This window comes from Methylobacter sp. (assembly GCF_030680395.1).
GTDB lineage: Bacteria > Pseudomonadota > Gammaproteobacteria > Methylococcales > Methylomonadaceae > Methylobacter_A.
Genome location: NZ_JAUXVR010000036.1, coordinates 1 through 14,826 on the forward strand (window position 1 = coordinate 1; position 14,826 = coordinate 14,826).

Below are 14,826 nucleotides of genomic sequence, written 5' to 3' on the forward strand. Positions count from 1 at the left end.
TTGCGGTGACCCTGAACCAGGAAATCAGCGCCGCCGACATCGCCGCCAATAAACTGCGCTTCGTGCCGGATGCCAACGAGAACGGCAGCCCTTACGCAACCATCGGCTTCAAAGTCAGCGACGGCACCGACTACAGCGCCAGCGATTATACCTTGACCGTCAACGTGACGGCGGTCAACGATGCACCGACCAGCAGCGACGACAGCGTCACCACTAACGAAGGCACCGCCAAACTGCTGGCCTTGACCGATTTCGGCAGTTACAGCGATACCGAAAACATCGCTATTGCGTCGGTCAAAATCACCACGCTGGAAAGCGACGGCAGCCTGGAATATTACAACGGCACCGACTGGGTTGCGGTGACCCTGAACCAGGAAATCAGCGCCGCCGACATCGCCGCCAATAAACTGCGCTTCGTGCCGGATGCCAACGAGAACGGCAGCCCTTACGCAACCATCGGCTTCAAAGTCAGCGACGGCACGGAATACAGTTCCGGCGCTTATACGCTGACCGTCAACGTAACAGCGGTCAACGATGTCCCGCTGGTCAAAGCGAACACTTACACGACGACCGAAGATACGCTGCTGACCGGCAGGAACATCATCACCGATACCGATGCAACGGCCGGGACTGACAGCGATGTCGAAGCCGGCTCGCTGAGTATCGCCAAAATCAACGGCACCGCCTGGGCCGTCCTGACCGGCGGCACCGACGCGAGCCATCCGGCGGCCGACGGCTGGAAGCAAGTCAGCCTGACCAACGGCACACTGTTCATCAAGCAGGACGGCAGTATCGAGTATCAGCCTGCGCTCAACAGCAACGCCGGCGATAGCTTCACCTACACGGTAAGCGACGGCATCGACGAGTCCGCCGGCGCCGCCACGGTGACGTTGAATGTGACGGCAGTCAGCGATGCGGCGGTGATCGGCGGTGTCGATACCGGGTCGGTTACCGAGGATATGAACGCGGTCCGCGGCATGCTGAGCAATACCGGCAGATTGACGATCAGCGATCCCGATACCGGCGAAGCCATGTTCCGGACCGGCGGCATTACTGCCGGCGCCGGGGCTTTGGGCAGCTTGAGTATTACCAACGACGGAGTCTGGACTTATACGGTAGCCAATGCCGACGTGCAATACTTGAAAGCCGGCCAGACTAAAACCGAGACCTTTACGGTTAAATCCGCCGACGGCACAAGCCATGAGGTGGTGATAACGATCATCGGCATCAACGACGCGGCGGTAATTGACGGCGACGATACCGGCGCGGTCACCGAAGACCTGAACGTGACCAGCGGCAACCTAAGCAGCACCGGCACCTTGTCGATCAGCGATAGCGACGCCGGAGAAGCGGTGTTTCAGACTAACAGGGTTACCGCCGGCGTCGGCACTTTAGGCAGCTTGAGTATTACCAGCGCCGGGGCATGGATCTATACGGTGTCTAATGATGCGGTGCAATATCTCACCACTGGCGAAACCAAGACCGAGACTTTTACCGTCATGGCCGGCGACGGCGCCCTTCATGAGGTGGTGATAACTATCAACGGGGTCTCCGATGCACCGTCAGGTTCAATCGTTCAGCTGGCTAATCTTCCTCCTTTACTTACACCTACCGATACAACGCAAGTCAGTAATGAGGCTCCATCGGCTTACGTGTCTACCGACAGTTCCGATTCAAATAATTCAGGGGTCATCTCCGCGGCTAACGGGGGAACCACCTCTGATTCATCGGCAAAAATGTTCGGCTCTCAAAGCGATTCCCTGCATTATGAATTGACTTTAACCGGCACTATAAAAAACCAATTAATACTGGAAAATAAGGAATTTTCATTTAGGATTCCAGCCGGAGTGTTCAGGCACACCAATTCATCGGAAGTTTTGGATTTTAAAGCAACTTCCCCATCGGGCGGACCTCTGCCCTCGTGGGTTCATTTCGACCCTAACGCCAAGACGTTTTCCGGCGTACCACCGGTAGGCGCAAAGGCCGTGACCGTTCTAGTGATTGTAAGGGATACCAACGGCAGGGAAGTCCGCACCAGCTTTACTATTGGGGTTAATAAGGAAGACGTTACTCAAGGCGTCTCAGCCGAGAAAACCGTTAATCAACCTAATAAAGCGCAATCGTTAGCCGGAATGGCTAAACGTTTTAATAGCATCCCCGGTAAACCGGGTTTGACCGAGCAGGTACACGCCGCCGGCAAGCTGAGCAGATTACAGGAAAGCCGCGCACTGCTCGACAGCTTAAAGCAATTATAAACCTTCTATTTTAGAACTTTCTTAATCATGCATTATTACCAAACTTTCGGCACTGCCCTGTTGGCAGTCGCCGCACTGACAAGCTGTTCCATCGTTCCTGAACCCATTAATGCTCAAGATCGCTTGGCATCCATGTTGGGCGACCGGGACGAAATGTATAACCATCAGGAACCTATTAACCAACCGCTGACTTTCTACGATGCCTTGGCGCGAGCACTAAAATACAACTACGATCATCGCCTGACCCTGATGGAGGCGGTGTTGCAAGATAGCCAACTTGAAGTCGCTACTGTCAATATGCTGCCGCGTCTGGCTATCAGCGCCGGCTACCAGGGTCGGCAAGAAGAGCTGGCATCTTCCAGCCAATCGATCACGACTCGAAAACAATCGCTGGAAGCATCAACCTCCCAAGATACTTCACGCGGCGTTGCCGATTTGGCTTTTACCTGGAACCTGCTTGATTTCGGCGTGAGTTATTTTCAAGCCAAGCAGCAGGCCGACCGGGTGTTAATTGCACAAGAACGCCGTCGCAAGGTCATCAACAATCTAATTAAAGAAGTTCTGTCCGCCTATTGGAGCGCCAATATTGCCGACCGCGTGCTCCCCAAACTGACGCCAGTGCTAGCCGAAGCCGAAGAAGCCTTAAAACTGAGTAAAGCCATTGGCGAAGACCGGCTGCAACCGGTTGTCGGTGTACTTGAATACCAGCGCAGTCTGTTGCGTACTATTGCCCAATTGAAAAAGCTAAAAGCCGATCTTTCCATGGCCAAGCCTAAACTTGCCGGCCTGATCAATGCGCCGATGCACTCGGACTTTGTGCTGGCGAAACCGGACAAAACCCCGGAGCCGCCGGTGCTTAAAGCGACACCGGCCGAATTGGAAAATCTGGGACTATTTTTTAGGCCGGAATTACGTGAAGAAGTTTATCAGGAACGAATCAGCCGTAATGAAGCCTGGAAAGAAATGTTGAAAGTAATGCCGGGCGTCACCCTGCCATTATCGGCAAACTGGGACAGCAATTCCTTTCTGGTGCATTCGATGTGGCTGGAGGCCGGCGCCCGCACGACATTTAATCTGGTTAACCTGCTTGCGGCGCCGAAGGTATGGAAAACCGCCGAGACGCAGATCGAAGTTTCCCGAACCCGCCGCAAAGCGCTCAGCGTCGCGGCGCTGGTGCAAATCAATATCGGTTATCAGCAATATCTTAAAGCTCTGGACGGTTATCAAAGCGCCAATGACTTGAGCAAGATCGACGAAAGCCTGTTTAAAGCCGTCACCGATAATACCGAGGTTGATGCAGGCTCCGAGCTTGATCGCATCCATGCCGCGACAGCCGCGCTTGCCTCGCAATTGGAGAAAGAGCAAAGCATGTCCGAAGTTTACACGGCGCTGGGTAATATCTATTCATCAATCGGCCTGGATCCGGCCACCGGCATGATCGAGCATGTTACTGTGCGCGCTTTGTCCGTCCAGCTGGAAAAAACCTTAACCAGCTGGTATGCAGGTAATTTGCCTAAATTGCCTGAAGCGCAGGCGGCCCCTCAAGCCGAGCTGAGCCGGCAATGATACGTTTAACCGCGCTATTGGCACTGGCATTGGCTCAGATTCCCGCTCTGGCTGAAGCGCCGGCAAGCCCAACCGACCTGCATCTTCGCGCCCAACTTAAGGCGCGCCAAAGCACGATGATTGCCAGCGAAATCAGCGCCCGGATCAGCCAGCTTAAGCTGCATGACGGTGAACGCTTTAGCGCTGGGCAAGTGCTGGTCGGCTTTCACTGCACGCTTGAAGAAGCGCAATTAAGCAAGGCCCAAGCAACGCTGGGGAAAAAGGTTAAAATCTTCGAGGTGAATCAACAGCTGGAAACGCGGCGCTCGATCGGCGCGTTGGAGCTTGCCGTCTCCAAAGCCGAAGCGGAAGAAGCCAGGGCCGACCTGCGCATTGCCCAAGCGATGGTCGATCGTTGCGTGATACATGCGCCATTCTCCGGTAAAGTGTCGGAAGCTATCGCCCGTCCTTATCAATCGGTGCGCCCAGGCGATCCACTGCTGGAAATCCTCGACGACAAGGACCTGGAAGTCGAGTTCATGGCATCCTCACGGGCAATGCCCAACCTGGCCCCCGGCAAGCATTTCCAGGTTACGCTGGATGAAGTCGCAAAAACTTACCAAGCCGAAATAACCCGCGTCGGCGGCAAAGTCGATCCGGTCAGCCAAACCATTAAAGTTTACGGCCGCATTATCGGCAAGGCCGACGAGCTATTGCCCGGCATGAGCGGCGCCATCGAGTTCCCGGCAAACCCGTGAACGAATATCCCGGCCAACATTTACTCCGGCTATCACTATTACTGCAACTGGAATCCCGTGCCCGGCTGGCACCGACGGAAGAGCTGCCTTATGTGATAACCAACGAGACCAGCGAGCTGTTCCCTTTCCGGCAAGCGTTGCTTTGGCGCAAGGATTCGTCTCGGCTGGTTGCGGCATCCGGTATCGTGAGCCTGGAAAAAAACAGTCCTTACGCACTCTGGTCAACAGCGATATTGCAGCATTTCTCCATGGATGCTCGCGCTGGGTTGATCGCTGCTTTTGGCGCTGAAGACCTGTCGCCGGAGCTTGCTCATGATTGGCCCGATTGGGCTCCTGAATTCGGGCTATGGGTGCCTTTACCTGCACCTTCGGGCGGCACTCATGTGTTGGCGCTTTTCAGAGAAACGCCGTGGAACGATGGGGAGATGCATTTACTCACTTACCTGAGTGAAACCTACGGTTACGCGCTGGCTTTATCCGAAACCGCCAAACCGGCCAAACCTTGGCAGGAACGCGTTCAGGGACACAAACGGCAATTTATTATCGGCGGCCTGATACTGGCTGCGGCTTTTTTCCCTATTCGCCAATCGGTGCTGGCCGAGGCGGAAGTCATTCCGCATCACCCCAATATGGTACGTGCGCCGCTCGAAGGCGTAGTCGAAACCTTTTATGTCCAACCGAATGAAGAAGTCAATGCCGGACAAAAGCTGTTCTCGCTGGATACGACTCAATTGCAAAGCCGTCTTAAAGTGGCCGAGGAAACCCGCAACATCGCTCAAACCGAATACCTGCAAATGACTCAGCAAGCGTTACTGGACCCTACCGTAAAAGCCAAGCTGGCCGGCCTGAAAAGCAAATGGGACCAGCAGGCGGCGGAAGTCGATTATGTGCGTACTCTGCTGGAGCGTTGTGTGGTCACGGCCAGTCAGGCCGGGGTAACGGTGTTCGACGATCCGAACGATTGGCTGGGCCGTCCGGTTACGCAGGGCGAAAAAATTCTTGCGGTCGCTAATCCGCAATCCGTCGAGCTGGAGATTCGCCTGCCGATGGATGATTTAATCGCTTTGGAAGCGGGCGATGAAGTGTTGTTTTTTTCCAATGTCACACCGCACCGGCCGTTGCAGGCCAGCCTCACTTATTTCAGCTACCGCGCCAGCCCAACTCCGACTGAGGTCATGGCCTACCGGCTTAAGGCCGATTTTACGGACACCGCTAATTTGCCGCGCCTGGGATATCACGGCACCGCGAAGCTCTACGGCGCACGGCGGCCTTTCCTGTTATGGTTGCTGCGTAAACCGCTACGTACCGCGCGCTTATGGTTACCGTGGTAGAGGAAAAAAAAATCTGGCCGGAGTTGCGTGAAGATTTGGGGATTTATCCCGGCCCCAGATCGTCAGACGGTGCACCGACCTGGACCTTGCACGATCCGGCCGCGCATCGCTATTATCGACTCGGCTGGCTGGAATTCGAATGCCTGCAATATTGGTCGCTGGCCGATGCCCAACAAATTGCCGAGACGATTGAACAGAATACGCCGATCAACGCTGAAGCCGCTGAGGTCGAGGAGTTTGTTCGCTTCCTGGGCAGCCATCAGTTAGCCAAGCCGCGCGGTGCGAATGCAAGCCGCCGCCTGGCGGAAATTAAGAATGCTTCGCATACCGGCTTCTGGCGCTGGCTGCTGCACAATTACCTGTTTATGCGCGTTCCGTTGCTGCGCCCCGACGCTTATTTAAAGAAAGCTCTGCCTTCGGTAAACGGTTTGTTCCAGCGGAAAGCCATGCTGTTGCTATCGGCCATCGCCTGCCTTGCCGGTTACTTGGTTGCCCAGCAGTGGAGTTCGTTCAGCCATAGCTTTCTCTATGTTTTAACGCCGGAAGGCATGCTCGCGACGGCAGCCATGCTATCTCTATCCAAACTGGTTCACGAGCTGGGACACGCCTTCGCCGCCAGCCATTTCGGCTGCCGGGTGCCGAGCATGGGCATTGCGCTGATGATGGGGTTTCCGGTGCTATGGACTGATGTTACCGATGCATGGCGTTTGCCGCGCCGACAAGACCGGTTGATTATTGACGCCGCCGGCATGCTTGCAGAACTGGCGCTGGCGGCACTGGCCACGCTGCTGTGGACAATGCTGCCGGATGGGGCATTGCGTAGCGGCGTTTATGTGCTGGCCAGCACGACTTGGTTGGTGACGCTGGCGATCAATCTGAATCCGTTTATGCGCTTTGACGGCTATTATTTATTTGCCGATTATCTTGATGTCGCCAACCTGCAAGACCGCTCCTTCGCTTTAGCGCGCTGGCATCTGCGTGAAAGCCTGTTTCGCTTCGGCTTTCTGCCGCCGGAAGTTTGGCCGAGAAACCGTCATCGTTTGCTGATTGCTTACGCCTACGCTACCTGGATCTATCGCTTGCTGCTGTTTACCGGTATCGCCTGGGCGGTTTACCATTTTTTCTTCAAAGCGCTGGGCTTGGGGCTATTCGCGGTAGAAATCGCCTGGTTTGTTTTAAAACCAATAATCAAGGAAGTGGCTGTCTGGCGCGAGCTATTCGCCATCCACCCTACAGCCTTGCGTCCGTGCCTTGCTTTGCTGTTACCCGTCATCATGTTGGCTTTTCTGTTTATTCCCTGGCAAGCACATTTGCTGGTTCCAGGACTTCTGCGTACCGAAGCCGAGTTCACGTTGTACAGCCCGCAACCGGCGCAGGTTAAACATGTGCTGATACACGAGGGCCAGTCCGTCGAGGCAGGGCAAACCCTGGTGGAACTGACTTCCCCGGATATTGATTTTCGCATCGCCAGCGCCGAGCGGCATTGGGCCGAATTAAGCCACCAACTGGCATCGCAAAGCCTGGACCCGGCTTTGGCCCGGCACAACCCGATGGATCTGGAAGCCTTGCAATCGACACTGGCTGAACTGCAAGGCCTGCGCGCCGCGTACGAGCAATTGACTTTACGCGCCACGTTCAACGGTCGTGTCCGGGACTTGTCGGACGCATTGCGGCCCGGCGAATGGCTGGCCAAGGACGAACCGCTAGGTGCTGTTGTAAGTAGAAACAGCGTGGTCGTGGCTTATGCGGAAGAAGCCGATCTGGGACGCTTGCAGCCCGGTGCAAAAGGCTATTTTTATCCGGATGGCGGCGATGTTCCGGTACTTTCGGTGCAGGTACAGAGCATTGATAGAACCGGTGCCCGCCAATTAACTCTGGCCGAACTTGCTTCGCGTTACGGCGGAGCCCTTGCGGTGCGCGAAGACGAACAGCACCGCCTGATCCCTGAACAAGGCGTCTACCGCATTCAGCTACAAGCCGAAAATACCTCATACCCCTTGCCCATTACCGTGCGCGGCAGACTGGCGCTAGACACGCCACCGGAAAGCCTGGCTGGACGCTTAGTGCGTTCGGCGGTAGCGATATTGATCAGGGAAAGCAGCTGGTAGGGTCTGACTGACCGCCTACAAAGTTGGCGTAAAGAAGTTCTGCTGTTCTTTCGGAATTTCACAGGCGGCTTAGAACTTATCCATACATAACTTTCTTCATAAAAAGTAGTTCATTGCGTAACAATTAGTGCAGCTCCGCCTTGGCTTTGCCGTGTACCGATTTTGGCAATTCATTGCGCGCATCCGGCGTTTTGTGCAGCCGCCAGCAGCGTTGGCAAGCCTCAGCTAAAGCGGCCAAAACGCCCAAAGTATCATCGTCTATAGCTCACATAAGGGGTATTTTTAAACTCCGAGTTTCTAATTCTTGCAAGGTATTGGCGCCAGGAAGCTTTGGATTCAGGATATCCGTCGACAGGGCTAATAAGCGTTTTTCGCCTTGCTCATTCACGCCGATGTTGCACCATAAACAGAAGCGGTTTATCTCTTTGCGTTGAATAGCCGCGCGCTATGCAAATAAAGCGAATATCTGGAACAGGCTAAACTGAACGGCTCACCTATAAAAATGTTAAGCGCCCAATAGACATAAGTTTTAACTGATAAAAAATCGTTTGTTTACGTAACATGCTTTTTAACAACTAATGGCCTGTAATCAGATAACTGGGGGTTACAACAAGTTTGGTAGAAATTTCCCGCTTTCGATAACTTTAAGGCAGACATTGACAACCTCGCTGTCCAGCTTGCTGCCTCGCATTGTCAGTATTTCCTGCATCGCTACGTCAATTCCCAGCGCTGGACGGTAAGGGCGATCTGAGGACATCGATTCCACAATATCCGCAACAGTAATGATCCGCGCTTCCAAAAGAATCTCGTCACCTTTCAATCCTCTAGGATAACCGGAGCCATCCAGGTATTCATGGTGTTGACGGATAATCTCGGCAATCGGCCAAGGGAAATCGATTTTGCTGAGAATATTATAGCCAACCTCAGGATGCGTCTTAACCAGGCCAAATTCAGCGGCGGTCAGCCGACCCGGTTTGGCAAGAATCTCGGCGGGAATATGAATCTTGCCGAGATCATGGACAGTAGCGGCCAGATGCAGGCCGAGCAAACGATTGTCATCAAAGCCCATTTCCCTGCCGATGTTCGTAGCAAGATCGGCGACATGCGTTTGATGGCCGGCGGTGTATGGGTCACGCTGCTCCAGGGTAGCAGCGACAGTTGTTAACGTGTCTTCCAGTAACTTTTCCAGTCTGATAGCTTGGGCCGCTCTTTCCTGCAACGATTTTTCATAGGCTGCACGAGTCCTGCGCGATTGAATACCGAAACCGAGGTTAGAAGCAAGTTCCTCAAACAGGGAGATTTCGCTGTCGCCGAATGCGCTGAGTTCTTTGGAATATACCGTAAGGACACCGGCTACTCTCTCATCGACCATGACCGGTAACGAGACCGAGGACTGTATACCGAAATCCTTAGCTTTTTGCTGCCAAGGAGAAAAATCCGGATTTTCCGATAGGTTGTTATTGACCATCGTCCGCCCAGAGCGTATCGCTCGTCCGGTCGGACCATTGCCCAATTTGTCATGGCCCCAGTTAACACTGAATTCGTCTAAATAGCCATGCGCTGTGCCGGATGTAGCGGTAATTTTGACGCTGTGCAGTTCATTTTGCTCAGCCCAGCCGAACCATGCCAGTACGTATATGTCCTGTAGAGTAATCGCATCGCAAACAGCTTGGAGTAACTCGGCTTCCGTTTCGGAAAAAACCAGCGCTCTACCGCTACGGCGCAACGCTTCGAGTGCCCAGCTGCGGCGTTTGAGTTTCTCAGCGTTACGTTTTTCCTCAGTAACGTCATGAAAAATCACCACCACACCGTTCACATTGGATTGGCTGTCCAGCATTGGGATCTTGGTGGTATGAATCCAGTGCTGTTTTCCATCCTTAATATAGGGTTCCTCAATTGAGATGATGGTCTGTTCCGACATCACTGTACGGTCATCGGCACGGTAGCGCTCCGCAAGTTCCCGTGGAAAAAAGTCGAAATCGGTCTTACCCTCAATGTCTTCCGGCTGTATGTCGAGATCATGGGCGTAGCTGTCGTTACAGGACACATAGACGGAGTTGGTGTTTTTGACCATGATCTTATGTGGTAAATGGTTTACCACCGCACGGAATTTGTCATCATTGAGTTTTTGCGCCTGCTTAATGACCAGTTGCTGCAGCATATCGATATATTCATCCTCCAAATGGCGGACAATGTCATGTTCGTTGAGGATGCCAATCATGTCTCCGCTTTCATCTACCACTACGAACCGACGGATTTTCAATGTCTGCATTTTAGCCACTGCATCAATCAAAAGCATATCCGGCATCACGCTATGCACAGGCGCAGTCATCACTTCAGCCAGCCGCAAATCCAGTTTTTGCAAGCGGAATAATCTGACCATGTCGCGCTCGGTGACGATACCGATAGGCTTTCGTTGTTCCAACACGACTACACAGCTGATATTGCGGGTCTGCATCTCGGTAGAGGCTTCCATGGCCAAGCTATCGCCTCGCATGCCGAAATATCCCTGACTCATCATTCTTGCGACATTGAGTATGCCAATGAAGTTTTCGATGCCATAGTTTTTACGGAAATCGGTTTCAGTGATAACGCCGGTTGGCTTACCCTCGTCATCGACTACCAGCAGATGCCGGAAGCCATGCAGTGCCATAGTGTGATAGGCCGCATGCCGCTCTTCGGTTTCCTTAATGCAAATGACTTCACGCGTCATCACGGTATCAACGGTTTGGGTGATTGGAATCTTCTGATTCAGCGAGCGAAGTACGTCGCGTTCGGTTAGTATGCCTATGATTTTGCCTGCTTCCTCGATCAACAAGCAGCTGATACGCAAGGTTTCCATACGCTCTGCGGCCAGTGCAAGCGTCAACCCGACCGATACCGTAACCGGATTGCGCGTCATAATGTCGCGAACGATTTTTTGCCCTCCCTGCATTGGAGGGATGTTAGCCGGATACTGATCTTTCATGCTTATTTGCCTGGATGAGGGAAGGTATAGCCTTTATCACGAAACAGCCGGACACAGGCATTGACCACTTCAGGATCGTAATGGCTGCTGCTGTAAGCCTGCATCTGCTGTATAGCGTAGCCAATGTCATACGCTCGTCGGAAAGGCCGGTGCGACAGCATCGCTTCCAGGCTGTCGCAGACATGAATGATTTTCGCCTCAGGCAGAATCTGCTCATCTTTGAGACCCCGAGGATAGCCTGAGCCATCTACATTTTCATGATGTTGGTAGACGATTTCTGCAATCGGCCAAGGAAATTTGACGTCCCGCAGAATATCATAACCGGATTCGCAATGAGTTTTGACTAGTTCGAACTCTTCAACGCTGAGTTTTCTAGGCCTGGTTAATATTTCCGTTGGAATCTGAATTTGTCCGACATCATGCACCAATGTGGCGAGATACAGTCCCTCTAATCGATCAGATTCAAATCCTAGCTCTTTGCCTACCGCCACAGCCAAATCGGCGACACGTTTTTCATGGCCTGCCGTGGTCGGATCGCGGTGCACCATAGCCGAGGAAAGAGCGCCAATCGATTGCTTAAGAACTTCATTTAATACCTGATTTTTTTGATCGGATTCGGCCAAGGCCTGCGAACGCTCATCCTGTAGTTTGAGCAGGCCGCCGAACAGCGCAGTAGAGATAAGGTGGGCAAGAAACAATGTCATCCCGACTTTTTCGAATGCCAGTAATCCGTGTGAAAAAGGAATAATCAACAGCAAGCAGGTTGCTTCTGAAACACCAACGGCAATTCCGGCCAGCAGGATGGTTCTGAGCCTGACTTCATTGGGAGCGCTTTTTGTTTGGGAAAAATGTACAAGGATTCCCGAAATCAGAAAGTCGCCAGCGATTCCGATTAAATCGGCGAATGCTGATGGTCCCCCGATACTCCACCGATAAATAGCTTCAACCACCGCTGTTACAAATCCTACTGAATAGCCGCCGAAAATGTTTGCTATGGCAATGGCTGTACCTCGAAGATCAATGATGACATCGTCCCCGACATTCATGTGAAACTTGAGCGTAGCAATACCGAAAAGAACAAATGCGACATTTCTGATTTGCTTTTTACTGGTTTCGGAAAAACCGAAAGGGAGCAGTAATTCCAGAATAATAAAAAAACCCAAAAAAGCCAGAGTGACTCCAGTGGTAGATAAAATGTATAGCAATTCTGACATGTGGTTTCTGGTTTTTTTGAGCTAATGGAAGAGCTTTAAACTGATACAATGAAATGATCGCCTTAGATAAAACTGAGGCGGACTTTTACCATTTTTTAATCTTTGTTTTTACCAGAATAAATTGCTTTTAAATATTGGTATATTAATTATTTGGTTATAGTTTATGCAGCGTCTTTCGCCCAGTTTGCGCTGAGAATATTAAATATCGCCAATGATGAATTGATCGACATCTTCAGTATTTTTATGATGACGATGGTTTATCTGTAATTAATGAGTAGCTATTTTCCAGCAGTTTCATTTTAAGTGTTTGTGTTGAAATAAAGCTTCAATCCGGCTTGAATTCATCATCCTTAACATTCTTCAACCTCTTTTTTAAACGCTTTTATTTCCCTTGCCGGTCCCATGACCACCAGAATATCCCCCGCATCCAGGCAGTGCTCTTTCTCGCCGATTGCAAAATGCAATTGATCGCCTAATTCCCTGTCGACAACGCCGATCAAAATCAGATTATGTTTTTCACTCAGTTTTAAGTCGCTGGTTTTGGTGTTTTCCAGACAGGAGCCTTCAGGGATTTCTATTTGCGCCATATTCAAATCATGCCGACCGAAAACCGTATTATCCAGAATATTGGTAATATCCGGTTTGGTTAACATCTCGTGGGTTTTTCTGCCGCAAATTTCATAGGGGTCGATGATTTTATTAGCGCCTGCTGCCAGTAATTTTTCGGCTGATTCCGGGTCGTCAACGATGGCGACAATGGTAATATCTTTATCAATCGCCCGCGCCGAGATCGTTAAAAATACATTATCGAAATCCCTGGGATAAAAACAGAACAAGGTATCGACATCAGTGCCTACACCTATCGATCTGAGGGCATCATCATTGCGAAAGTCAATGACTTCGGTGTCAAAGCCTTTTTCTGCAACCAGAGCAGCTTCGGCCTCGTCTTTGCCGATAAAAACAAGGCTGTATTGTTCCTGATTCAATCGGCTCATCGCTTCCAGGGACATGACACTGTAACCGAATACGGCAATGCGCTTCATCGTTTTCTCCCGCTTTTTAACCGACTCTTTTCAATCTGATCGCGAAAATAGTCGATCGCGTACTCCCGGCCTATAACGACCAGCAAGTCGCCCTCCCGTAATACAAAGTATGACTCCGGATTAAAATAAAAATGCTGATTTTTTATCGGATAACTGTTCTTATGTTTTTGATGCACCGGATTCGCACTGATAATACCCAGCAACATCAGTTTCCGTTGTTCAAGGTCAATCTCGACAATGCTCATTCCTTCGATGAATGAACCGGAATGTACGCAGAGTGTTTCCATGATGATGTGGCTTTCCTCACGGATGATGCCCAAAATCGCCTCAAAAGCCACCGGCTGACCGATGTATTCGGCGACCACCATGCCGGCTATTTCAAACGGCTGGATAACATTGCTGGCACCGGCCTGATAGAGTTTTTTTACGTTATCCTGATTGTTGGCGCGGGAAATAATCTTGATACCCGGGTTTAAATGCCGACTGGTCAGCGTGATATAAACATTGATCACATCGTCGCCGGTGGTACAAATGACCGCCGTTGCGCCGTTATTGATACCCGCGTTCTGTATCACGCCGTTTTTGCTGGCATCCTCATGGATAACCAGATAGCCCAGCCGCTTTGCTTTCAAGACGTTAGCTTCTTTGCTATCGATAATAACAAAATGCAGTCGGTCTTTTTCAAGTTGTCTGGCGATATGCTGTCCTACCCGGCCAAATCCGCAAATAATAATAAAGTCATCAAAGCGGTTCAGTGCGGCATAAGTACTATTTTCGCGCAACTCGTCCATCTCCTCATTAAATGCCGTAACGATGATGGAGACCAGAAAAGACAAGACGCCCAGACCCACCAGAATCAATACCATCGCAATGATGCGTCCGCCGGTCGTCTGCGGCGATATATCGCCATAGCCGACGGTTGCTACAGTCACTATCGCCCAGTAAAAACCCTCGAACAGGTTTTTAACCTGTCCGCCATTAGCGGGGTTTTCAAACAAGTAAATGGCGGTGCTGCCGATAAACACCAGAAAACCCAGAAAAACCCCCAAGGTAATCAGTTCAAAACGCCTGCTGACCAAGATCCTGGCAAAGACTTTGATGCTATTAAAGTAGCGAAACAACTTAAACAAGCGAAACAGAAGAAATATCCGCATGATCCGCAACGGCCTGTAGCTAGGCAAAATAGCGAGCAAATCGATCAAGGCCAACGGGGTGAAAACGTACTGTATTTTTTTGGCAAGAATGATTTTGGCAACCTTGCTCATGCGAAAAGGGATATTTAAATATTCAGCCTTTTCATAATGCTCAAGAATGATTTTATGACTGTCGCTGTACAACCACCCCCGCAACAGGTACTCGGCAATAAACAGGCCGATTACGCAATGCTCGAACAGCATCTCGCTTTCGCCCAATTGATGATCCACTTCGTAAATCAGCAGAAAAACGCTGAGCATCACCAGGCAAATCATAAAAATATCGAAATACGATTTAAGCGGACTGTTGGGATTCTCCAACAGGTTATAGAAAAACTGCTTGGTGCTTTGGTAGCGCGTCGATGTTTTCAGGAAGTAAGCAAAATAAACGATCAGTCGTGTGAACATACT

The 14,826-nt window shown here is 51.3% G+C and carries 9 protein-coding genes; 5 read left to right on the plus strand and 4 right to left on the minus strand.

Features of this window, described 5'->3' with window-relative positions:
* The 5 genes from Q8L79_RS14600 to Q8L79_RS14620 all read left to right on the plus strand — a co-directional run.
* Window positions 1-2,255 (plus strand): VCBS domain-containing protein (locus Q8L79_RS14600; protein ID WP_305272520.1); only part of this gene is annotated, 2,255 nt, incomplete at its 5' end.
* 27 nt (window positions 2,256-2,282) lie between these two features.
* Window positions 2,283-3,821: a TolC family protein gene (locus Q8L79_RS14605; protein ID WP_305272522.1), complete on the plus strand. Its 1,539-nt coding sequence runs from the start codon at window positions 2,283-2,285 to the stop codon at window positions 3,819-3,821.
* A complete protein-coding gene (locus Q8L79_RS14610; protein ID WP_305272524.1) occupies window positions 3,818-4,558 on the plus strand; it encodes an efflux RND transporter periplasmic adaptor subunit in 741 nt (246 codons plus the stop codon). Before Q8L79_RS14605 ends, Q8L79_RS14610 begins: the two co-directional genes overlap by 4 nt.
* Entirely contained in the window at window positions 4,555-5,889 is a 1,335-nt protein-coding gene (locus tag Q8L79_RS14615) for an efflux RND transporter periplasmic adaptor subunit (RefSeq protein ID WP_305272526.1), read from the plus strand. The genes Q8L79_RS14610 and Q8L79_RS14615 overlap by 4 nt, the downstream gene beginning before the upstream one ends.
* Window positions 5,874-7,997 (plus strand): HlyD family efflux transporter periplasmic adaptor subunit, encoded by a 2,124-nt coding sequence (locus Q8L79_RS14620; RefSeq protein ID WP_305272528.1) that lies wholly within the window; start codon window positions 5,874-5,876, stop codon window positions 7,995-7,997. Before Q8L79_RS14615 ends, Q8L79_RS14620 begins: the two co-directional genes overlap by 16 nt.
* A 604-nt stretch (window positions 7,998-8,601) precedes the next feature.
* Here Q8L79_RS14620 and Q8L79_RS14625 read toward each other — a convergent pair.
* The 4 genes from Q8L79_RS14625 to Q8L79_RS14640 form a co-directional block, all read right to left on the minus strand.
* Complete coding sequence (locus tag Q8L79_RS14625; RefSeq protein ID WP_305272529.1) at window positions 8,602-10,965, minus strand: HD domain-containing phosphohydrolase; 2,364 nt, start codon at window positions 10,963-10,965, stop codon at window positions 8,602-8,604.
* A 2-nt stretch (window positions 10,966-10,967) separates the two neighbouring features.
* Window positions 10,968-12,179 (minus strand): HD-GYP domain-containing protein, encoded by a 1,212-nt coding sequence (locus tag Q8L79_RS14630; RefSeq protein WP_305272531.1) that lies wholly within the window; start codon window positions 12,177-12,179, stop codon window positions 10,968-10,970.
* A gap of 350 nt (window positions 12,180-12,529) precedes the next feature.
* Window positions 12,530-13,222, minus strand: coding sequence for a TrkA family potassium uptake protein (locus tag Q8L79_RS14635; RefSeq protein ID WP_305272533.1), 693 nt, complete (start codon window positions 13,220-13,222; stop codon window positions 12,530-12,532).
* Window positions 13,219-14,823 carry an NAD-binding protein gene (locus Q8L79_RS14640; protein ID WP_305272535.1) on the minus strand — a complete coding sequence of 535 codons (1,605 nt, stop codon included), beginning with the start codon at window positions 14,821-14,823 and terminating at the stop codon, window positions 13,219-13,221. The genes Q8L79_RS14635 and Q8L79_RS14640 overlap by 4 nt, the downstream gene beginning before the upstream one ends.
* Window positions 14,824-14,826: the final 3 nt, after the last annotated feature.

Excerpts from the sequence above, each read along its gene's own strand:
- Q8L79_RS14605 (WP_305272522.1), top strand. The coding sequence starts at position 2,283 with ATGCATTATTACCAAACTTTCGGCACTGCCCTGTTGGCAGTCGCCGCA.
- Q8L79_RS14610 (WP_305272524.1), top strand. The coding sequence starts at position 3,818 with ATGATACGTTTAACCGCGCTATTGGCACTGGCATTGGCTCAGATTCCC.
- Q8L79_RS14620 (WP_305272528.1), top strand. The coding sequence starts at position 5,874 with ATGGTTACCGTGGTAGAGGAAAAAAAAATCTGGCCGGAGTTGCGTGAA.
- Q8L79_RS14625 (WP_305272529.1), bottom strand. The coding sequence starts at position 10,965 with ATGAAAGATCAGTATCCGGCTAACATCCCTCCAATGCAGGGAGGGCAA.
- Q8L79_RS14630 (WP_305272531.1), bottom strand. The coding sequence starts at position 12,179 with ATGTCAGAATTGCTATACATTTTATCTACCACTGGAGTCACTCTGGCT.
- Q8L79_RS14635 (WP_305272533.1), bottom strand. The coding sequence starts at position 13,222 with ATGAAGCGCATTGCCGTATTCGGTTACAGTGTCATGTCCCTGGAAGCG.
- Q8L79_RS14640 (WP_305272535.1), bottom strand. The coding sequence starts at position 14,823 with ATGTTCACACGACTGATCGTTTATTTTGCTTACTTCCTGAAAACATCG.